The organism is Pantoea sp. M_9 (assembly GCF_008631385.1).
In the GTDB taxonomy this organism is placed as follows: domain Bacteria; phylum Pseudomonadota; class Gammaproteobacteria; order Enterobacterales; family Enterobacteriaceae; genus Pantoea; species Pantoea eucrina.
This window is the reverse complement of sequence record NZ_VWUF01000023.1, coordinates 1-20,660: the sequence shown is the minus strand read 5'-3', so window position 1 is coordinate 20,660 and position 20,660 is coordinate 1. Positions and strand designations below refer to the sequence as shown.

Below are 20,660 nucleotides of genomic sequence, written 5' to 3'. Positions count from 1 at the left end.
CCGTCCCGCGGGTTATCGCGAGGATATACCACCGTAGGGGGCGCATTTATGCGCCCCTGGTCAAACCGATGCGCTCCTGCTCAATAACCGTACCGTTTGAACGTACGATACCGGTTAATCGTCGCCGTTCAGACCCGCACGGTTCAGCAGGAACTGAGAGAGCATCGGCACCGGACGACCGGTAGCGCCTTTGGCTTTACCGGAGCGCCATGCGGTGCCGGCGATATCGAGGTGCGCCCAGTTATATTTGCGTGCAAAACGCGCCAGGAAGCAGGCGGCCGTAATCGCACCGCCCGGACGTCCGCCGATATTCGCCATATCGGCAAAGTTCGACTCCAGCTGCTCCTGATACTCATCGGCCATCGGCAGCCGCCACGCGCGGTCGCCTGACTGTTCAGAAGCGCTGATCAGCTCATGTGCCAGCGGGTTGTGGTTCGAAAGCAGGCCGCTGACGTGATGACCCAGCGCAATCACGCAGGCACCGGTCAGGGTCGCCACGTCAATCACCACTTCAGGCTCAAAACGTTCAACGTAGGTGAGGGCGTCGCACAGCACCAGACGACCTTCAGCATCGGTATTCAGCACCTCAACCGTCTGGCCTGACATCGTGGTCAGAACATCGCCCGGGCGCATTGCGCGGCCATCCGGCATATTTTCACAGCCCACCAGCACGCCCACAACGTTCAGCGGCAGATTGAGCTCTGCCACCATGCGCATTACGCCATAGACCGAGGCCGCGCCGCACATATCATATTTCATCTCATCCATGCCCTCAGCAGGCTTGATGGAGATGCCGCCGGCGTCAAAGGTCAGCCCTTTACCCACCAGCACGATAGGACGCGCGTCCGGATCGCTGTTGCCTTTGTACTCAATGACCGACATCAGCGACTCATTGTGCGAACCGGCACCGACCGCAAGATAGGCATTCATGCCCAGCTCTTTCATCTGCTGTTCGCCGATAACACGGGTCGTAACATTTTTGCTGTAAGCGTCCGCCAGCTGGCGCGCCTGCGAAGCGAGATAGGCCGCATTACAGATATTTGGCGGCATGTTGCTGAGATCTTTTGCCGCTTTCACGCCGGCTGCTACGGCAAGGCCATGCTGAATAGCGCGCTCACCGCTGGTGAGTTCGCGACGCGTCGGGACGTTGAACACCAGCTTGCGCAGCGGACGACGCGGCTCAACTTTATTGCTTTTCAGCTGATCAAAGTTGTAGAGCGCCTCTTTCGAGGTTTCGATAGCCTGGCGCACTTTCCAGTAGGTGTTGCGGCCTTTAACATGCAGTTCGGTCAGGAAGCAGACCGCTTCCATGGAGCCGGTGTCATTCAGCGTATTAATGGTCTTCTGGATCACCTGCTTATACTGACGCTCGTCCAGCTCGCGCTCTTTGCCGCAGCCAATCAGCAGAATACGTTCAGAGAGAATATTCGGCACATGGTGCAGCAGCAGCGTCTGGCCGACTTTGCCCTCCAGTTCGCCGCGGCGCAGCAGCGCACTGATATAGCCGTCGCTGATTTTATCCAGCTGTTCGGCAATAGGCGATAAACGGCGCGGCTCAAAAACGCCTACAACAATGCAGGCGCTCCGCTGTTTTTCCGGGCTGCCGCTTTTTACACTGAACTCCATGCACTCTCCTGAATCTTAAAGACAACGGCCGTAGCTGTCGTTAGAATGTAGCGCGTTCGTCACCCATTATTTGGCGCGACGCCATGACAATTTAACGCCGCTGGTCATAATGAGTGGGGTGACTATGTGATGTTTTTTCACCACCCTGACGCATTAACAGGCCATTTTAGCGACCAATATGGCCATTGATGAAGAAAAATGGCTGATAAGCGTTGAAACTAGCGATTTTCCTGCAAAAAGACAAGTTTTCACAGGCGTACTAAGCGTGATCATTATTAGATATCTGGTTCGGGAAACGCTCAAAAGCCAGCTGGCTATCCTGTTTATCCTGCTGCTAATCTTCTTTTGCCAGAAGTTAGTCAGGATCTTAGGGGCGGCGGTGGATGGCGAAATCCCCACAAATCTGGTTCTGACCTTGTTAGGACTCGGTGTGCCTGAAATGGCGCAACTTATTTTACCCTTAAGTCTGTTTCTGGCGATTTTAATGACGCTGGGTCGGCTATACACCGAAAGTGAAATTACGGTGATGCACGCCTGCGGCCTGGGTAAAGGGTTACTGGTTAAAGCAGCGATGATCCTGATGCTGATGACCTCGCTGGTGGCGGCGGTCAACGTGATCTGGCTCGGTCCCTGGTCATCGCGTTACCAGGATGAGGTTACGCAAAATGCCAAAGCTAACCCGGGCGCCGCTGCGCTGGCCGCGGGCCAGTTCCAGACCTCCAGCGACGGCAATACCGTGCTGTTTGTCGAGGATGTGAAAGGCAACACCTTCGGCAACGTGTTCCTGGCGCAGCTGCGGCCTAAAGGCAACGCGCGTCCGTCGGTGGTGCTGGCGGACAGCGGCCATATGGAGCAGCGCAAGGATGGCTCGCAGGTGGTGACGCTGGATAAAGGCACCCGCTTTGAGGGTACCGCGCTGCTGCGTGATTTCCGCATCACTGACTTTGTGAACTATCAGGCGGTGGTAGGCTATAAAGAAGCGACGCTCGATCCTAACGATGCCGATCAGGCCGATCTGCTTACGCTCATCAACACCAAAACGCCGCAGTTCCAGGCTGAGCTGCACTGGCGCCTGACGCTGGTCTTCTCGGTGCTGATTATGGCGCTGATGGTCGTGCCGCTTAGCGTGGTCAATCCACGTCAGGGCCGCGTATTGTCGATGCTGCCTGCGATGCTGCTCTATCTGATCTTCTTCCTGCTGCAGAGTTCGCTGCGCTCCAATGCGGCTAAAGGCCGCTTCGATCCGGCTATCTGGATGTGGACCGTCAACATTGCGTATCTGGCACTGGCGGTGGCGCTTAACGCCTGGGATACCGTGCCGATGCGACGTCTGCGGGCGCGTTTCAGCCGCGGAGGGTCAGTGTGATGTTTAAGGTTCTTGACCGCTATATCGGTAAAACCATTTTTAACACCATCATGATGACGCTGTTCATGCTGGTGTCGCTGTCGGGCATTATCAAGTTTGTCGATCAGCTGCGTAAAACCGGGCAGGGCGCGTATTCTGCGCTGGATGCGGGCTACTACACCCTGCTGAGCGTGCCGAAAGATATCGAGATCTTCTTCCCGATGGCGGCACTGCTTGGCGCGCTGCTTGGCCTCGGCACGCTGGCTCAGCGCAGCGAGCTGGTGGTAATGCAGGCGTCCGGCTTTACCCGCCTGCAGGTGGCGCTCTCCGTCATGAAAACCGCGATCCCGCTGGTGCTGCTGACCATGGCCGTTGGCGAGTTTGTGGCGCCGCAGGGCGAGCAGATGGCGCGTAATTTCCGCGCGCAGCAGCTTTACGGCGGGTCGCTGGTCTCCACGCAGAATGGTCTCTGGGCGAAGGATGGCAACGACTTTATCTATATCGAACGCATCAAGGGCGATAACGAGATTGATGGGGTCAGCATCTATCGCTTTAACGACGCCCGCCGCCTGCAGAGCGTGCGCTATGCGGCCACCGCGACCTGGGATCAGGCGCGTAAGCGCTGGGAGCTGGCGCAGGTGGATGAGTCAGACCTCACCGATCCAAAGCAGATCACCGGTTCGCAGAGCCTGAACGGCGAGTGGAAAACCAACCTGACGCCAGACAAGCTGGGCGTGGTGGCGCTGGATCCGGACGCGCTCTCCATCAGCGGCCTGTATAACTACAGTAAATATCTGAAGCAGAGCGGGCAGGAGTCAGGTCGTTATCAGCTCAATATGTGGGGTAAAATCTTCCAGCCGCTTTCGGTAGCGGTCATGATGCTGATGGCGCTCTCCTTTATTTTCGGACCGCTGCGCAGCGTATCGATGGGCGTGCGCGTGGTGACGGGTATCAGCTTCGGCTTCCTGTTCTACGTGCTGGATCAGATTTTTGGTCCGCTGAGCCTGGTCTACGGCCTGCCGCCAATATTAGGGGCCATCCTGCCCAGCGGCGCTTTCTTCGCTATCAGTCTCTATCTGCTGCTGAAACGACGTTAAGCGGGAGAGATCCAGGGGCGCATGAATGCGCCAGGGCCTCATTAATGAGGCCCCTACAGATAAACGCAGGGCGCCATTCATGGCGCCCTGGGTTAATGATGGCACCCCGATTTTCTGGTATTCGGCCTGGACCAGGGGCGCATGAATGCGCCCCCTACGTTATCCTGTAGGGGCGCCATTCATGGCGCCCTGGTTATTTATGGCANCCTGGACCAGGGGCGCATGAATGCGCCCCCTACGTTATCCTGTAGGGGCGCCATTCATGGCGCCCTGGTTATTTATGGCACCCTGATTTTTGGTATTCGGCCTGAACCAGAGCCTCATTAATGAGGCCCCTACAGGGTGGGTAACGTAGGGGCGCCATTCATGGCGCCCTGGGTTAATGATGGCGCCCTGGCTCACCCTCTGCGGTTCAGGGCAGGGTCTGCAGAAGCGCGGGCAACTGCGACAGCAGATAGAGCAGCAGGCCGATGGTGCCGCCGACCAGCGTGCCGTTGATGCGGATAAACTGCAGATCGCGGCCGATATTCAGCTCAATCTGCTGTGACATATCGCGTGCGTCCCAGCTTTTAACCGTATCGCTGATATGACGCGTCAGAAAAGCAGCAAACTCCGGGGCCACGCTGCGCGCCGCATCCTCCAGATGCTGATTCATCGAGCTGCGTAACGCCTCATCGGCCAGCAGGGTCTCTCCCAGCCACAGCGCCGCCAGCCGCACCCGCTCCTGTACGCGGGAATCGTCGCTGCTGAGATCGCGCTTCAGCCAAGCGCGCAGATCCTGCCACAGCTCACCGATATAGCGATTCAGCGACTCATCCTCTTTCAGCCACTGCTTCACTGACTCCGCGCGCGCTGTCATCTCCGGATCGCTTTTCAGCCGGTCAATCAACCGCTGCACCGCGCGATTAAAGCCGAGACGCAGCTCGTGCCCCTGATCGCGTGCCACGTCGTCGAGAATGGAATCTACCGCGTTAGCGACCAGCGTGGCGCTGTGTTCACCCAGCCACTCGGTCGGCAGCACTTTGGCTTTGACCGGATGCTCACGCTTCAGCCAGCGCACAATCTGCAGCGCGATAAACTCACGCGTGCCGGGCTTATGCAGGAGCAGCAGCAGCTGTTCAATCGCCGCATCCAGCAGCGCCTGATGGCGGTTATTTTTGGTCAGACTGTCGAGGATCATCGCACTGGACTGCGTGAGATCGACCTTATCCAGCGCGCGGTGCACGGCGCGCCGCATAAACTGCTGAATGCGGGCATCGTCAGTGAGATCGAGAAAACCGCGCATGACCTGCAGCAGATGACGCCCTACGCGATCGGCGTTGCCCGGCGCGTTCAGCCACTGCGCCAGCAGCTGTGCCGGATTGTTGCGGCGGATCAGCGCCAGCAGCGAATCGGTATCGAGAAACTTCTCCTGCACAAAGCGACCGAGGTTTTCGCCGATGCGATCTTTATTACGCGGAATAATCGCCGTATGGCGCGCAATCAGCGGCAGCGGTACGCGGCGAAACAGGGCCACCACCGCAAACCAGTCGGCCAGTGCGCCGACCATAGCCGCTTCAGCGATCGCTTTAACGCCCAGCACCCAGAAATTAGCGGGCAGAAACAGCGTAACGATAAAGGTTGCCGCTGCCGCCAGCAGCAGCGCCAGCGCCAGCTGTTTGCTGCGCTTCAGTTGTTGATATTTATCCATCATCCGATCTTAGCAGAGAGTCCTTAACGGCGGCGCCCGCCGAGCAGGCTGCCCAGCATGCCGCGCACGATCTGGCTGGTGACCTGGCGCGCTGCGCTGCGGGCCACGCTCTGAACCACGCCGTCGCGTTTACCGCCGCGCGGTCCGGTCGTGCCAAACAGAATATCTTTCAGACCGCCAAGAATGCCGCTGTCTACCTTTACGTCAGCGCCTTTAACGTCCGGCGCCGCTGACTGCTGCGGTGCGGCGGCGATCCCCTGCTGCAGGCGCTCAAACGCCGACTCGCGATCGACCTCATCATCATATTTGCCATAAAGCGGCGAATGGTTGATCAGAACGTTGCGCTCATCCTGCGTCAGCGGCCCCATGCGTGAGCCGGGGGCGATCACCATAGCGCGTTCCACGATGGATGGACTGCCTTTCTCATCGAGGAAAGAGATCAGCGCCTCACCGGTGCCGAGCGCCTGAAGCGCCGCGACGGCATCAAACGCCGGGTTGGCGCGCAGGGTCTCAGCGGCACTTTTCACCGCTTTCTGATCGCGCGGCGTGAAAGCGCGCAGGGCGTGCTGCACGCGATTGCCGAGCTGGCCTGATACCTTGTCCGGAATATCTGACGGGTTCTGCGTCACGAACCAGACACCCACGCCTTTGGAGCGGATCAGGCGGATGACCTGCTCGATCTTTTCCAGCAATACGGGCGGTGCATCACTGAACAGCAGATGCGCCTCATCAAAGAAGAAGACCATTTTCGGCTTATCCAGATCGCCCGCTTCCGGCAGCTGCTCATAGAGTTCCGCCAGCAGCCACAGCAGGCTGGTGGCGTAGAGTTTAGGCATCTGATAGAGCCGTTCTGCTGCGAGAATATTGATATAGCCGCGGCCCTGCGCATCGCAGCGCATCCAGTCGCGGATATCGAGCATCGGCTCACCAAAAAAATGCTCCGCTCCCTGCTGCTCCAGCGCCAGCAGGCCGCGCTGAATCGCCCCCACTGATGCGCTGCTGATGTTGCCATACTGCGTCTGAAAGGCTTTGGCGTTGTCGCCGATATACTGCGTCATTGCGCGCAGATCTTTGAAATCGAGCAGCAGCAGCCCCTGATCGTCTGCAATGCGGAAAATAATCTGCAATACGCCCGACTGCACCTCATTCAGCCCCAGCAGCCGCGCCAGCAGCAGGGGGCCCAGATCGGTGACGGTGGCACGTACCGGATGGCCCTGCTGACCGAAGATATCCCACAGCATCACCGGGTTGTCATGCGGCTGCCAGTCGCTGACGCCAATCTGTGCCAGCCGCGCCTGCAGCTTCTCAGAGGCGCTGCCGGGAGTGGCAATGCCGCTTAAATCGCCTTTGACGTCAGCCATAAATACCGGCACGCCGGCCTGTGAAAAGGATTCTGCCAGCTTCTGCAGCGTAACGGTTTTGCCGGTACCGGTGGCGCCAGCGATCAGCCCGTGGCGATTGGCCATCGCCGGGAGCAGCGACAGCCGGATATCGTGGGTTTGAGCAATCAGCAGTGGAGTGGTCATAATCTCTCGCTCTTCAGCAATGCGTTATGACACCAAGGATAGCAAGCGCAGCCTGCGGTAGCGCAACTGATTGCGCAGAAAAGGAGAAGCCCTCCGGTCGTGCCGGAGGGCAGAGGGCGACTTATCCTTTACGGACCGTATCGAAGAAGAGCAGGCTGACGCCGATACCCTGCTGGACGTGGGTCACGTTTTGCCGGATCGCCACCTGCTGCGCACCCTGCAGCGTGACCACAAACGGGGAGTCCTGCTGTACGCGCTGCTGCAGGGCGGTATAGAGCGCCCGGCGTTTTACCACGTCGCTTTCACCCGCCGCCTCCCGCGTCTGCGCGCTGAGCTGCGGAATATCCCAGCCCACCCGCCACGCCAGCGTTTTAGCGCCGCCCGGTACGTTCCAGGCAAAGGCGCTGGCGTTGGTATTGGGATCAACATAATCTGCCCCCCAGTAGATAAAGATCGACTGGAAGTCGCGGCCGCGCATTTTACTCCACAGTGCCGACTCTGCTACCGGCTGCAGATCGATATCGATATCTGCTTTAGCAAAACTCGCCTGCAGCGCCTGCGCTACATCAATATAGGGCGGCTGGTTGATGACCGTCAGCGCAATGCGCGTGCCGGGCTGAATGCCGCCCTCCGCCAGAATGGCTTTGGCTTTCGCAACGTCATAGTGAAACGGCGTCTCCTCCAGTGCGCCGTCAAATCCCTGCGGCAGGAAACTCTGATGGATGCGGTATTGTCCTTTCAGCAGCTGCTGTGAGATAGCCTGATAATCCACCAGCCAGCGCGCGGCGCGCCACAGCGCCGGGTTAGCCAGTGCCGGCTGCGCGGCGTTGCGGGCATTGAACGCCAGGTAGTAAATCAGGCTGGAAGGAAAGGCTTCAATACGCAGGTGCTTATCCTGTTTCAGCGCGTCGATCTGATCGGGGCCGAGCTGATAGGCGACATCGACATCGCCCTGCTGGATCAGCAGGCGGCGTGCGCCGGCATCCGTCACCCCTTTGAGCAGCACGCGCCGCAACTGCGGTGCCGGTCTGGCCTGCGGGCTGGCGCTCAGCACCACCGCCTGCTGCGGCACATACTGCTGCAGCGTAAAAGCGCCGCTGCCGGCGGAGTGGGTGTGCAGCCAGCCGTTGCCGCTGTCACCATTAACCGCATGCTGCTGTACCGTTTTGCTGTCAACAATCGACGCCACCGGCGCGGTGAGCAGGCGCAGCGCCAGATCCTGTCCAATCGCGGCCGGCCAGCGGATCTCCAGCTGTGTGTCGCTCAGCACCTGAAACTGGCTGGCGATATTGGCAGGGGTCCAGCCAAACTCCGCCAGAATAAACGCCGGCGCTTTGTTGAGCTGTATCGCCCGCGTCAGAGAGAACACCACATCCTGCGCTGTCACCGCGTTACCGCTGGCAAAGCGCGCGTCGGGCCGCAGGGTAAACCGCAGGCTGTGCGGCGTACTGCCGGGCTGCCATTCGCTAGCCAGCAGCGGCGCAAGCTGCTGCGGCGCGTTGCGGTCCGGCTCGGTCAGGGTCTGATAGAGATTGCGTTGCACGCTGTTGCTGACCGTCTCAAAACTCTCCGCCGGGTCAAAGCTGATGATGCCATCCAGCGGTACCGCCACTACCAGCGTATCCTCTGGCGTGGCGGCATGCAGGGTAAAGGCACTACTCCAGACCGCTGCCAGTAAAATCAGTAAGCGCATTATTATTATCCTCAGAGGGAGAGACGCTGAATTTAACGCGCGGCGGGCAGAGTCAAAATGCCGGTTTGTTCTGAGCTTTGTCAGAATATAAGATTAATACCGGGTATTAATTATGTTGCCGCTTTTTTACGCATTAAACGGGCAAATAAAACGCAGAGGGATGAAAAGCGAACTGAGGCTTAATGAAGCTGAATATTTATGCTAATCGTTACTGCAGCGCAAGCGTGATTTATTTTCAACAGTTGCGCCGGGCGATTATTTCTTTGCTGCAACGCTTTTAGCAAAATATCAAGGTAAAGCGCTAAAAACCCCTGCTTTTGGCAGGTTTAAACCACAATTTCAGTTAATAAGTGGCACTGTTGCACGCGCATGACGCTGCAAAGAAATAACCATCCTTCACTTAAACACATTTTAAATTTAATTTTTACATCCTGAAATATTTGTATCCATAAGATTGCCCGCTTGTTTGCCGATTTATAACGTCATTAACAAAAATATAAATTATCTTTCTTAGCTAGTGAGAATTGTCGCGCCATGCTGTTAGAAAAACCCACCACCAGACGTAAATTTTTACTCGGGGCGCTGCTGGCTTTGCCGGTCAGCGACCTTTTATTAAAGGGCGTGAGCGCCGCGCAGGCGGCAGAAATGGCCGCGCCGGACCTCGCCGATTATAAACCGATTTTTTTCAGCGCCAGTGAATGGCAGTTTATCCTGGCGGCAACCGACCGTCTGATCCCGGCTGGCGGCAGCGGCAAGGCGCCCGGTGCGCTGGAAACCAACGTGCCGATTTTTATCGACCAGCAGCTGCACACGCCGGAGTTTGGCGCAGAAATCTATCTGCAGGGGCCGTTTGATGTGCACGCCCCGGCGACCATGGGCTATCAAATCCCGTTTACGCCGCAGCAGATGTACCGCACCGCCATCAAGCTGGTGGAGCAGTGGACGCAGACCACCTATCAGAAAGCCTTCCACGAACTGAGCACGGAAGAGAAAGATGCCGTGCTGACCCGTATCAACAAGAATGATGGCATCGATTTTGCGGCGCTGGGCGAACCGTCGCTGAAAGCCTCACAGTTCTTCAGTCAGCTACTGGCTGATACCAAACATGGTTATCTTGCCGACCCGATGTACGGCGGTAATAAAGGCATGAAGGCGTGGATCGCTATCGGCTTCCCGGGCGCCCGCGCCAGCTTTACCGAATGGGTGAAGCAGCACAATGTGCCGTATCCGCTCGGACCGGTCAGCCTGCTGGGCCAGCGCGCCTGAATTCCCCTATTTGGTATATGAGAAAGAACTAACATGGCACAGATTACAAAAAAAGAAGTCGATGTCGTTGTGTGCGGCCTCGGCTGGGCCGGCTCGCTGATGAGTATCGAGCTGGCGCTGGCCGGACTTGAGGTGCGCGCGCTGGAGCGCGGCGGCGAGCGCGACTATCCCGACTTCGCCTACCCGAAGCCGGCCGATGAATACGCTTATAACGTGCGTAATAAAGTCTTCGCCACACCAAAAGAGGTGGCGGTGACGGTGCGTTACAATATGGACCAGACCGCGCTGCCTACCCGCAAATGGGGCGCCTTTGCACCCGGCACCGGCGTGGGCGGCGCAGGCATGCACTGGACGGCAGTACTGATCCGTCCGACCCCGACCGATATCAAACTGAAAACCTATGTTGATCAGGCGTATAAACCAGGCATTCTGCAGGATGATATGCGCGTTATGGACTTCCCGTTCAGCTGGGAAGAGATTGAGCCTTACTTCTATAAATTTGAGCTGATCTGCGGGCAGTCCGGCACCACCGGCAACCTGCGTGGTCAGATCCTCGAAGGCGGCGATCCGTTTGAAGGGCCGCGCTCAGAGCCTTACCCGCTGCCGGCGCTGGACGATACGCTCAACAACGTGATGTTTAAAGAGGCGGCGAAGAAGCTCGGTTATCATCCGTTCCCGAACCCTTCAGCCTGCGTGTCGCGCGCGTGGAAAAACCCTTACGGCAACCAGATTGCACCGTGCAACTACTGCGGCTACTGCTCCAAATATCCGTGCCTGAACTACTCCAAAGCGTCACCGCAGACGGCGGTGATGGATGCGCTGAAGCGTCTGCCGAACTTCTCTTACGAAGTGAACGCTGAAGTGGCTAAAGTCGTGCTGCACGATGATGGCAAAACCGCAAAAGGCGTGATCTACTACGATGCCGACGGCAACGAGGTATTCCAGCCAGCCAAAATTGTGGTGCTCTCCAGCTTCCAGCTCTACAACGTGCGTCTGATGCTGCTCTCCGGTATCGGCAAGCCCTATAACCCGATCACTGAAGAGGGTGTGGTAGGGCGCAACTATGCGTTTCTCTCCAACGGCGGCGCCACGCTGTTCTTTAAAGATAAGAACTTTAACTCTTACGCCACCGCCGGCGCGACCGGCCAGATGTTCAATGACATCTCGCCAGGCAACTTCGACGGCCCGGGCCTCGGCTTCCTCGGCGGCGCCAAGATCCACAGCTCGCAGGCGACCGGCACGCCGATAGCCGCTGCGCTGCCGAAAGGTACGCCCGCCTGGGGTATGGGCTACAAAGAGGGTCTGGAGCAGTGGTACAACCATTCGATGAAGATCAGCATCACCACCACCTGCCAGTCCTATCGCGATATCTATCTCGATCTCGATCCGCACTACACCGATCATCGCGGTAACCCGCTGCTGCGTATGACCTTTAACTGGAAAGAGAACGAGCTGAAGCTGCAGCAGCATCTGAAGGGCATCGTGGGCGATATTGCCAAAGAGCTGAACCCGGACAGCATGAGTATGAGCTTCCTGCCGATGGGCGCCGATTTTGACCTCACCAAATATGTCTCAACCCACAACGTGGGCGGTGCGGTGATGGGCGATAACCCGAAAACCTCGGCGCTGAACAAATACCTGCAGAGCTGGGACGTGCATAACGTCTTTGTGCCGGGCGGCAACGCCTTCCCGCAAAACTTCCAGGCGAACCCGACCGATACCATCGGCGCGATCACCCTGATGGCGGCGCAGGCGATCAAAGAGCAGTATCTGAAGAACCCCGGCCCACTGGTACAGGCATAAGCAGATGAAAAAACTAACATTACTGGTAGCGCTGGCGCTGAGCGGCGTGGCGCTGCAGGCGCAGGCGGAAGATGAAGCGGCCCTGATTAAGCAGGGTGAGTATCTGTCGCGGCTGGGTGACTGCATGGCATGCCACAGCGTCGCGGGCAAAGCATCCTACGCGGGCGGGCTGGCGATTGAGTCGAACCTGGGGACGATCTACTCCACTAATATCACGCCGGACAAAGCGCACGGTATCGGTAACTACAGCGAACAGCAGTTCTCTGACGCGGTACGTAAAGGGGTGCTGCCGGATGGTTCACGCCTCTATCCGGCCATGCCGTACCCGGACTATGCGAAGATCAGCGATGCTGATATGCACGCGCTCTGGGTCTACTTTATGAAGGGCGTAAAGCCGAGCAGCGAACAGCCGCAGGAGACGAAGCTGAGCTTCCCGTTCAGCCAGCGCTGGGGTATGCGCTTCTGGAACTGGGCGTTTACCTCCGACAAGCCGTTTCAGCCGATTGGCGGCGCCTCTGCTGAGGTGAATCGTGGTGCCTATATCGTCGAAAGTCTTGGCCACTGCGGCAGCTGCCACACGCCGCGCGGTCTCGGCATGAATGAGAAATCGCTCGACAGCAGCGACAAAACCTTCCTCGCCGGCGGCAGCCTGAATAACTGGGATGTGCCGTCGCTGCGCGGCATGCCGCACTGGAGCGAGCAGGAGGTGATCGATTACCTGCAGACCGGGCGGAACGATAAAGCTGCCGTGGGCGGTGAGATGAAGTCGGTGATTGAGCACTCCAGCTCCCACATGACCGATGCCGATCTGAAAGCGATTGCTGCTTACCTGAAGTTCCTTGGCGGCAATCCGCCGCTGCAGGCTTACAATGTGCAGGCGCAGCAGCAGACCGAAGCGAAGCTGACGGCAGCGAAGAACCTGAGCGAAGGCGAGCGTCTCTATCTGGACAACTGCGGCGCCTGCCACTTCGTGACCGGCAAGGGTGCGCCGGGGATCTTCCCCGAGCTGGATCAGGCAACGATCGTGAACGCAGGCGATCCGACGGGGCTGATCCACACGATCCTCGTCGGCGCGCAGCAGCCGTCAACGGCTAAAGCGCCGTCGACGCTGGCGATGCCGGGCTTCGGCCAGCGCCTGAGCGACGAAGAGGTCGCACAGCTCGCCACTTTCGTTCGCCAGGGCTGGAGCAACCGCGCCCCGGCCGTGACCAAAGAGCAGGTCGCCGACGTCCGCAAAACCCTGCATTAACCGATAAACGGGGACGCATTCATGCGCCCCTATATCACCCCGTAGGGGCGCCATTAATGGCGCCCTGGTTAATGCCCGCACGGAATTTGATGACGCCATTCATGGCGCCCTGGCCAATGCCCGCACGACATTCCACGACATTCAATGACACCCGGATTCAACCAGGGGCGCATAAATGCGCCCCCTACGGGATTCGTACGACATTCGATAATATCCATCCCCGTAGGGGCGCCATTNCCGCACGGAATTTGATGACGCCATTTATGGCGCCCTGGCCGATACCCGCACGAAATTCGATAACGCCCGGATTCAACCAGGGGCGCATAAATGCGCCCCCTACGGGATTCGTACGACATTCGATAATATCCATCCCCGTAGGGGCGCCATTAATGGCGCCCTGGTTAATGTCCGCACGAAATTTGATGACGCCATTCATGGCGCCCTGGCTGACACCCGCACCAAACTCAATGAAACGTGCGCACCACTTCCAGCACGCCGTTGATCACGAACTGCACGCCCATACAGACCAGCAGAAAACCCATCAGGCGTGAAATCGCTTCAATGCCGCCTTTGCCCACCAGCTTCATAATCGCGCCGGAGCTGCGCAGTGAAATCCATAAAATCAGGGCTACTACCAGAAAGGTCAGCACCGGGGCGACCATCACCACCCAGGCGGGGAAATCGACGCCCGCTTTCACCGTTGAGGCTGAGCTGATGATCATCGCAATGGTACCCGGGCCGGCGGTGCTCGGCATCGCCAGCGGCACAAAGGCGATATTGACCGTCTCGCGCGGATCGTCACTGGCATCCTGCTCATCTTTTTTATGGCGCGCCTCTACCGAATGGCCGACCGGTTTTGCCGGAAACAGCATGCGAAAGCCGATAAAGGCGACGATCAGCCCGCCCGCCATGCGCAGGCCGGGAATCGAGATACCAAAGGTGTGCAGCACCGCATTGCCGGCGTACCAGGCGACCATCATGATCAGAAACACATAGACCGACGCCTGCAGCGCCTGACGGTTACGCTCCTGAAAATTCATCTCGCCCGCCAGCCCTAAAAACAGCGCCACGGTCGTCAGAGGGTTGGCCAGCGGCAGGATCACCACCAGCCCGAGGCCTATCGCTTTGAAGAGTTCCAGCATCATGCATCTCCGCAGGGCAGGGCCGCGTGTGCAGCCCTGTGACAGGATGTATTACTCAGTGCTTTGGCGTATCGAGCGCTTCGATCATTTCGGGGAAAAAATCTTCGAGCAGCTCGGGCGTCATCAGTTCGGGGTAGTTAATGAGGTGTTCACGAATGCGCTCATTGACCTCCGGCAGCAGGCGCTGCGCGGCATCATCAGCGCTGATTTTTTTCTGCTTCATCAGGCGCAGCACGTTATCCGGCAGGCTATCTTCATCCTCCACCTCATCCACGCCTTCCAGTGCGTCGAGCTCATCCAGCAGATCCATCAGTGCTTCAATCTGCGGCGTGCGCGACTCATACTCCGCCGGGCGTTCGCTCTCCAGATAGCGCAGCAGGGCGCGCACCGGCGATCCATCCGGCGTAGCGGGCGGCTCGCTGGCGAACCAGCTCAGCAGGTCATGCTGGCTCACCTGATGGACGTGATAGCCGTTATCGGTCAGCTCATCGGCGAGGATATCAGCGGTGTCGTGCTCAATCAGGCAGATATGGGTGCGCTTTGGCGTGTACTGTTCCAGCCACTGATAGATCTCTTCAATGACGCTATCGTCATACTGAAAGGTCTGGTTGAGGTAGCTGTCATCCTGCTCATGTACGCAGAGTCGAATCAGATCGGGATCGAAGTAAATCGCTATATTGATGCCTTTCATGCGCGCTGTCCTGTTTGCTGCAAAATCTCACTATAGCGTCAGGGCGCACAGAAAAACATGGGGAGGCCAGCAGCGTGCGCATCTGGCCATAAAAAATCTCATTCATCAGCACGATAAGGCCGGGACAGCGGCCCGGCACACGGCGCTGATTACATGCCGATATATTTTTTGCCCTGCTTCAGCACGACATCACACGCTTTGGTTTTAAGCTTCTCACCCATTGGCGAGTTGCTCAGGCTCTGCAGGTTAAGCTGCTGGCCGTTACCGGTATTGAGCAGGCCCGCGATTCCCTGCTGATAATCAGTTTTCTGCTCCTGCGCCGCCGGCGTGCTCAGGCCGAGTTTGCTCAGCACCTGCTCTTTCACCGACTTCACGTTGTTATCCACCACGTTATGCTGAACGCAGTACTCCATCACGCCCGCCGCGTTGGTCATATTGCTGGCGCTTACCGCTTTATCGCCGCCGTTCAGCAGGCCGGTCAGCGTGGAGAGCGACAGCCCGCCGCTCTGCGCACCATTGCTGCTGGTGGTATTGCTGTTTTGCTGCTGCGAGAGCTGTGAAGCGGCGCTGCTCAGCTGATCCTGCCAGCTCGCCGCCGACGCGCTGCCCGCGACCAGTGCTGCTGCCATACCCCATGCCCAAACGCCGCGTTGCATTGATTTACTCATGTATAACCTCATGGTTTCGTCTTTCAGACGCCGATAATGCAGGATATGAGGAGGAAGATCTCAGAAAGTTCCGGAGAAGCGGGCAGGGCCATGCAGATTGAGAGTGTTCTGGTTTCAGAGGAGATGATGACGCTGTTTTTTTCAACGCTCAGCGCACGCGCTGTTCAATAGCGGTTGCACACCCCACGGGTAACGGTATAATCGCCAGCGTTTTCCGTATCCTTATCCATGCCGGAGTGGCGAAATCGGTAGACGCAGTTGATTCAAAATCAACCGTAGAAATACGTGCCGGTTCGAGTCCGGCCTTCGGCACCAAAGGTTACAGCTAAGTCGCTCATGAGCGGCTTTTTTTGTGTCTTAAATCCAGTCTTCGAAAAGCTTTTTCTGCTTTCGACATAGTTAGCACGCTATTATCGACCAGCGTCAAATCTGATAAAATAAGCAAGCTGCCGCTACTGTGCGCTTTACCACCTAAAGCGATTTGACCGACTATACCTCAGGCAAGATATTGCCGGTACGGTTGCTACTACAATGAGACAGTATTGGGCTGCTCTGGAATCAAATCGTGTTCTGAATCATTTCTCCACATCGACCGTTAATCTGGCAGGCCGTTAAACCGTCTGCTGACTGAACTTACTTTGTTGGTTTTCATTTATTCAGTCGAGCTGCATTTGACCGTTGGTCAGAAGTGAGTTTTGAACGGCTATATGAACTATTTCCGGTGAAAGTGAACGGCTGGAAGGTGTTAAGCATATCCAGCGTGGTCCAAAGATGTGGACGCCTGATTTTGCTTCATTGTCGTGACATGCCTTAACCATTCTGGAAAAGACAAAAACCATGAATGGAAATTGAGAGCTGATTGTGTGGGTGATGATGATTGATGTAAACCAATAAGAATGAATAGGGTGAAAAAGAGTCTGCGACTAATGGCTAAGACAGGAAAACGGAAGTGTGGATATGGTTTTAGGACGATAGTTTGTAGTTCGTTGATTGAATCGGGATTCTTTTCAGGAAATGCGACAGGAGGACAGATTAATCATCAGGAGCGTAGCCCTGCGCGAGGGGCTTACATTTATAAGGTCGAACATCTGGATGAGCGCAAAATAATACTGTGATAGCGGACTGACTTCCTGGATGCGAATCGGGAGAAAGCGGTGAGTCCGTTTGATTTTGCGAAGATTAATCGGGGTAATGTTGAGTTAATTGAATGTCTTTATTGCTCGGTTGATGTTTAAATTAAAATGACCAACCATCCTGATTAGGGGTGGATCGTCTTTCTATTTTTATCGTTATTATCATAATTTCATTCAACACGTAAAGAGGCGACAGAAAAAGATGTCTGCAATAATGCCTTGAACGTTTACAAAGTTGCGAGCATCATCGCAAATATGTGCTCATGGATTTTCAACGTAATGACCTCTGACAAAACTCTAAAGCAAGCGATATCGAATATTACTATCTGGCGCAAAGGTGAACAGCGTGCGCCACATAAGCCATTATTGCTGCTGCTCGTCCTCTCACACTATCGGCAAGGCCATGATCGCCTGTTCAACTATGGATCTGAAATCTACAAGCCCCTGTTGGATTTACTGGAACGTTATGGGCCGCAGCGCCAAGATCAGCGCCCGGACATGCCGTTCTGGCGTCTGAAGGGTGATGGTTTCTGGGAACTACAAAATGCGGAACTGTGCTCAACCAATGGTAGCCGCCAGCCGCCCAGACGTGAACTCATCGAATATAATGTCGCGGGTGGGTTTGACGCCTGTAATTTTGCGTTGGTGACAAAAAATCACAGGTTAATTGATACGCTAGCGCAGCATCTCCTGGAGGCACATTTCCCTGCCAGTATTCAACAAGACATCGCTGATGAGATGGATTTTGAGATTCGCACCTCTCTCCGTCAACGCGATCCGAAATTCCGCCAGATGGTGCTGCGTGCCTATAACTATCAGTGCGCTATCTGCGGCTTCAACATGCGCCATGACAATGCGCCGATTGCTCTGGAAGCTGCCCATATCAGATGGAAGCAGCATCATGGCCCTTGTGAAGTATCTAATGGCCTTGCATTGTGCGCAATCCATCACAAGGCGTTTGATCGTGGTTCGATTGGTTTGGATGAAAATATGCGTGTGATGGTTTCAGGCGCGGTAAATGGTGGTGGGTTGGTACAGCGGCTGTTCTGGGATTTTGCGGGAAAAGCGATTGCGTTGCCACCGGTTAAAGAAAATCATCCGGGCGAGCAGTTTGTGGAATGGCACAAGAAAGAGGTATTTAGAGGAGAGCATTGATATTGAGTAGGGAAGTTATTTTGCGTATGGCATGGAAGCTATTTAGCTTTATTAGATTGAATTTTTCTTGAGATATCTTCATTATAAATTACATGTACTGATTTAAAAAAATATGCAGCTTAAGCATTTTTGTAGCTTTGGTGTTCTTTAAATTTTCGAATGAAATTCATTTAAATATCCGCCCCAAATTTTAATAAAATTTTATTGGATTTCTTATTCTTCAATAGGTGATTATTTCCTTCTTTCAACTTTGATAAGATCATTTTTATTGTAGCGAGCTTTCAGTATCCCCGCGTACTCGTTTTAAACAATTGAATGAGAATGCTCAGGTACTAACAGCAACGTATTACTACTCTCGAAATATCCCATGTACCACCCTCAGCAGAAAACCACAAACCTGATCCCGATCAAAACAAGCCGCTTTTTCTCTTTGCCGCGCTGCGCTTTTAAGAATCTGTTAAGAACCCGCCGTATAATAAGCGCTTTACTCTACCTTCAGGATGAAACCATGAAAAGAACAGCGATTGCATTGATTACCCTGGCAGCAGCGCTCTCTGCCAATGCCGCGCAGGCTGCCGGCGGCTGTCAGCAGAAACAGCAGTCGATCCAGCAGGAGCTGGAGATGGCGCGGGAATCTGGTAATAAGGCGCGCATTAACGGGCTGGAGAAAGCGCTGCGTGAAAATCAGCAGCACTGCACTGATGCGGGCCTGCTGCAGGAGCGTCAGGAGAAAGTGGCGGAGAAGCAGCAGAAAGTGGCTGAGCGCGAAGCGGATTTGCAGAAAGCGCAGACCAGCGGCCGCCGCGATAAGATTGAAAAACAGCAGCGCAAACTCACTGAGGCGCGTGAAGAGCTGGCTGACGCGCAGGCGGAACTGAGCCGCTAAGCGCTGAGCGGCAGAGGTGCGTGCGCCTCTGCCGCTGCAAAAATTCACTTCTCCTGCCTGCAAAAAATCCTCACACTGCTGCTTTATTCTGATGGAAAACATGGCATGAAGATACGGTTGCTGCTGGCGCTCCCTCTGCTTAACGCCCTGATGGTACCGGCGATAGCTGAAGAAGGCGTCTCGTTTGCTCACAAAGAGTGGGAGCTGGCGTGCGATAACACGCTGACCTGTCGTGCGGCGGGCTACAGCGCGGAAGAGGGCGCTGGGGGATCGGTGCTGCTGACGCGGGCGGGCGGGCCGGATACGGCGACGCATGGCCGGGTGGTGCTGGCGGATACCGGCGATGATGACTCAAAGCAGGTGGATACGCTGACGCTCTGGATCGACGATCGCTCGCTGGGTGAACTGGCAAAGGCTGATAACGATGAGTGGACGCTGACCGATGCGCAGACCCGGTCGATTGTCACTGCCATTAAAGGCAGCGGCAGCGTGGAGTTCCGTGGCGGTGCCGAGCCGTTTGATCTCTCTGCAAACGGCGCTTTTGCCGTGCTGCTGAAAATGGATGAGGCGCAGGGGCGCATCGGCACGCCGGGTGCGCTGGTGCGTAAAGGCAGCAAGCCGGAAAGCAGCGTGCCGCCCGCCGTACCCATGCCAGTGATTATCCAGGCCAGAACCGTTGAGGCAAAGCCGCGTCCGCTGACGCCGCAGGAGCTGGCGCGGATCAAGCCGGCGCTTATCGCTACGCTGACGGATGATGACAGCTGCGATAATCTCGCACCGACAGACGGTCAGCCGGAAGAGGGCGCAGAGCCGCCGACGCTGACCGCTGTGGATGCGGACCACGTGCTGATCGCCGCCCTCTGCTGGCGTGGCGCCTATAACGAAGGGTATGGCTACTGGCTGATGGATAGCGCGCTGCAGGGTTCACCGCAGCTGATCACCGACTCCGGCTCCGAATATCACGCCGGGGTGATTAGCGAAGCGCAGAAAGGCCGCGGCATTGGCGACTGCTGGAGCACCGCCGCATGGGTCTGGGATGGCCGCAATTTTGTACAGAGTAGTGATGCCACCACCGGCATGTGCCGCGCCATCCGCGCCGGCGGCGCCTGGCAGCTGCCGGTATTAGTCAGCGACGTCAGACCCGCCCCCTGATTGCAGAACGCACGGCGCCCCTGTGGATATTGCTGTAGGGGCCGCATTTATGCGGCCCGGGGGCATGTGCCGGATGTGGCCAGGGCGCCATGAATGGCGCCCCTACGGATATCAATGTAGGGATCGCATTTATGCGGCCCGGGGTCAGGTGCCGGATGTGGCCAGGGCGCCATAAATGGCGCCCCTGTGGATATTGCTGTAGGGGCCGCATTTATGCGGCCCGGGGGCATGTGCCGGATGTGGCCAGGGCGCCATCAATGGCGCCCCTGTGGATACCAATGCAGGGGTCGCATTTATGCGGCCCGGGGGCAGATGCGTGGTGCGGCCAGGGCGCCATAAATGGCGCCCCTGTGGTGGCATTTATATGGGTCAGGTGCGCGGTGTGGCCAGGGCGCCATGAATGGCGCCCCTGGGGATACCAATGTAGGGGTCGCATTTATGCGACCCGAGATAAAATGGAGCGCGATACCCGTAGGGGCCGCATTAATGCGGCCCAGGGTGGATTGAGCGCGATACCCGCAGGGGTCGCATTTATGCG

General features: G+C 56.7%; 15 protein-coding genes and 1 tRNA gene. 9 read left to right on the top strand and 7 right to left on the bottom strand.

Translation table 11 applies throughout. The annotated features are described in order from the left end of the window. Positions 1-114: 114 nt before the first annotated feature. Positions 115-1,626 (bottom strand): leucyl aminopeptidase, encoded by a 1,512-nt coding sequence (gene pepA, locus F3I15_RS17775; protein ID WP_039382329.1) that lies wholly within the window; start codon positions 1,624-1,626, stop codon positions 115-117. A 265-nt stretch (positions 1,627-1,891) separates the two neighbouring features. Between pepA and lptF the strand changes: the two genes are divergently transcribed. Together lptF and lptG are read left to right on the top strand one after the other, a co-directional pair. Beyond that, positions 1,892-2,992 carry an LPS export ABC transporter permease LptF gene (gene lptF, locus F3I15_RS17770; RefSeq protein WP_108570018.1) on the top strand — a complete coding sequence of 367 codons (1,101 nt, stop codon included), beginning with the start codon at positions 1,892-1,894 and terminating at the stop codon, positions 2,990-2,992. Further along, positions 2,992-4,068, top strand: a complete 1,077-nt coding sequence (lptG, locus tag F3I15_RS17765; RefSeq protein ID WP_039382335.1) for an LPS export ABC transporter permease LptG — start codon at positions 2,992-2,994, stop codon at positions 4,066-4,068. The genes lptF and lptG overlap by 1 nt, the downstream gene beginning before the upstream one ends. Before the next feature lie 412 nt (positions 4,069-4,480). Here lptG and F3I15_RS17755 read toward each other — a convergent pair whose 3' ends face one another. The 3 genes from F3I15_RS17755 to F3I15_RS17745 all read right to left on the bottom strand — a co-directional run bounded on the left by F3I15_RS17755 (position 4,481) and on the right by F3I15_RS17745 (position 8,977). Next, positions 4,481-5,758 carry a DUF445 domain-containing protein gene (locus F3I15_RS17755; protein ID WP_150018786.1) on the bottom strand — a complete coding sequence of 426 codons (1,278 nt, stop codon included), beginning with the start codon at positions 5,756-5,758 and terminating at the stop codon, positions 4,481-4,483. A gap of 23 nt (positions 5,759-5,781) precedes the next feature. Further along, positions 5,782-7,284, bottom strand: a complete 1,503-nt coding sequence (locus tag F3I15_RS17750) for a helicase HerA-like C-terminal domain-containing protein (RefSeq protein WP_150018785.1) — start codon at positions 7,282-7,284, stop codon at positions 5,782-5,784. A 121-nt stretch (positions 7,285-7,405) separates the two neighbouring features. Continuing rightward, positions 7,406-8,977 (bottom strand): ABC transporter substrate-binding protein, encoded by a 1,572-nt coding sequence (locus tag F3I15_RS17745; protein ID WP_150018784.1) that lies wholly within the window; start codon positions 8,975-8,977, stop codon positions 7,406-7,408. A 534-nt stretch (positions 8,978-9,511) separates the two neighbouring features. Between F3I15_RS17745 and F3I15_RS17740 the strand changes: the two genes are divergently transcribed. From F3I15_RS17740 to F3I15_RS17730, 3 genes are read left to right on the top strand one after another with little or no spacing between them, the layout of a single operon-like run. After that, the gene (locus F3I15_RS17740) at positions 9,512-10,243 is read left to right on the top strand and encodes a gluconate 2-dehydrogenase subunit 3 family protein (protein WP_150018783.1); all 732 of its coding nucleotides are present in this window, start codon (positions 9,512-9,514) and stop codon (positions 10,241-10,243) included. A 33-nt stretch (positions 10,244-10,276) separates the two neighbouring features. Then, the gene (locus tag F3I15_RS17735; RefSeq protein ID WP_150018782.1) at positions 10,277-12,046 is read left to right on the top strand and encodes a GMC family oxidoreductase; all 1,770 of its coding nucleotides are present in this window, start codon (positions 10,277-10,279) and stop codon (positions 12,044-12,046) included. Between the two features lie 4 nt (positions 12,047-12,050). Continuing rightward, positions 12,051-13,295 (top strand): cytochrome c, encoded by a 1,245-nt coding sequence (locus F3I15_RS17730; protein ID WP_150018781.1) that lies wholly within the window; start codon positions 12,051-12,053, stop codon positions 13,293-13,295. A 464-nt stretch (positions 13,296-13,759) separates the two neighbouring features. Here the strand turns inward: F3I15_RS17730 and F3I15_RS17725 are convergent, their stop codons facing one another. From F3I15_RS17725 to F3I15_RS17715, 3 genes are all read right to left on the bottom strand, one after another. Beyond that, the gene (locus F3I15_RS17725; protein ID WP_065650243.1) at positions 13,760-14,437 is read right to left on the bottom strand and encodes a MarC family NAAT transporter; all 678 of its coding nucleotides are present in this window, start codon (positions 14,435-14,437) and stop codon (positions 13,760-13,762) included. A gap of 55 nt (positions 14,438-14,492) precedes the next feature. Then, complete coding sequence (locus tag F3I15_RS17720; RefSeq protein WP_071669124.1) at positions 14,493-15,128, bottom strand: hypothetical protein; 636 nt, start codon at positions 15,126-15,128, stop codon at positions 14,493-14,495. Between the two features lie 149 nt (positions 15,129-15,277). After that, positions 15,278-15,796: a DUF2501 domain-containing protein gene (locus F3I15_RS17715; protein ID WP_369826810.1), complete on the bottom strand. Its 519-nt coding sequence runs from the start codon at positions 15,794-15,796 to the stop codon at positions 15,278-15,280. A 230-nt stretch (positions 15,797-16,026) separates the two neighbouring features. Here F3I15_RS17715 and F3I15_RS17710 point away from each other — a divergent pair. The 4 genes from F3I15_RS17710 (at position 16,027) to F3I15_RS17690 (ending at position 20,122) form a co-directional block, all read left to right on the top strand. Beyond that, a tRNA-Leu gene (locus F3I15_RS17710) sits at positions 16,027-16,111 on the top strand. 1,097 nt (positions 16,112-17,208) lie between these two features. Continuing rightward, positions 17,209-18,084 carry a phosphorothioated DNA-binding restriction endonuclease gene (locus F3I15_RS17700; protein WP_150018780.1) on the top strand — a complete coding sequence of 292 codons (876 nt, stop codon included), beginning with the start codon at positions 17,209-17,211 and terminating at the stop codon, positions 18,082-18,084. A gap of 508 nt (positions 18,085-18,592) precedes the next feature. Next, on the top strand, positions 18,593-18,970 hold the full coding sequence (locus F3I15_RS17695) for a DUF1090 domain-containing protein (protein ID WP_150018779.1): 378 nt from the start codon (positions 18,593-18,595) through the stop codon (positions 18,968-18,970). 105 nt (positions 18,971-19,075) lie between these two features. After that, a complete protein-coding gene (locus F3I15_RS17690) occupies positions 19,076-20,122 on the top strand; it encodes a DUF1176 domain-containing protein (RefSeq protein ID WP_150018778.1) in 1,047 nt (348 codons plus the stop codon). The last annotated feature ends 538 nt before the right edge of the window (positions 20,123-20,660 follow it).

What these genes read in the sequence shown, in the direction of transcription:
- F3I15_RS17725 (WP_065650243.1), bottom strand. Translation starts at nt 14,437, where the DNA reads ATGCTGGAACTCTTCAAAGCGATAGGCCTCGGGCTGGTGGTGATCCTG.
- F3I15_RS17745 (WP_150018784.1), bottom strand. Translation starts at nt 8,977, where the DNA reads ATGCGCTTACTGATTTTACTGGCAGCGGTCTGGAGTAGTGCCTTTACC.
- F3I15_RS17700 (WP_150018780.1), top strand. Translation starts at nt 17,209, where the DNA reads ATGACCTCTGACAAAACTCTAAAGCAAGCGATATCGAATATTACTATC.
- F3I15_RS17755 (WP_150018786.1), bottom strand. Translation starts at nt 5,758, where the DNA reads ATGGATAAATATCAACAACTGAAGCGCAGCAAACAGCTGGCGCTGGCG.
- F3I15_RS17730 (WP_150018781.1), top strand. Translation starts at nt 12,051, where the DNA reads ATGAAAAAACTAACATTACTGGTAGCGCTGGCGCTGAGCGGCGTGGCG.
- F3I15_RS17695 (WP_150018779.1), top strand. Translation starts at nt 18,593, where the DNA reads ATGAAAAGAACAGCGATTGCATTGATTACCCTGGCAGCAGCGCTCTCT.
- F3I15_RS17720 (WP_071669124.1), bottom strand. Translation starts at nt 15,128, where the DNA reads ATGAAAGGCATCAATATAGCGATTTACTTCGATCCCGATCTGATTCGA.
- F3I15_RS17740 (WP_150018783.1), top strand. Translation starts at nt 9,512, where the DNA reads ATGCTGTTAGAAAAACCCACCACCAGACGTAAATTTTTACTCGGGGCG.
- F3I15_RS17735 (WP_150018782.1), top strand. Translation starts at nt 10,277, where the DNA reads ATGGCACAGATTACAAAAAAAGAAGTCGATGTCGTTGTGTGCGGCCTC.
- F3I15_RS17690 (WP_150018778.1), top strand. Translation starts at nt 19,076, where the DNA reads ATGAAGATACGGTTGCTGCTGGCGCTCCCTCTGCTTAACGCCCTGATG.
- lptG (WP_039382335.1), top strand. Translation starts at nt 2,992, where the DNA reads ATGTTTAAGGTTCTTGACCGCTATATCGGTAAAACCATTTTTAACACC.
- F3I15_RS17715 (WP_369826810.1), bottom strand. Translation starts at nt 15,796, where the DNA reads ATGAGTAAATCAATGCAACGCGGCGTTTGGGCATGGGGTATGGCAGCA.
- F3I15_RS17750 (WP_150018785.1), bottom strand. Translation starts at nt 7,284, where the DNA reads ATGACCACTCCACTGCTGATTGCTCAAACCCACGATATCCGGCTGTCG.
- pepA (WP_039382329.1), bottom strand. Translation starts at nt 1,626, where the DNA reads ATGGAGTTCAGTGTAAAAAGCGGCAGCCCGGAAAAACAGCGGAGCGCC.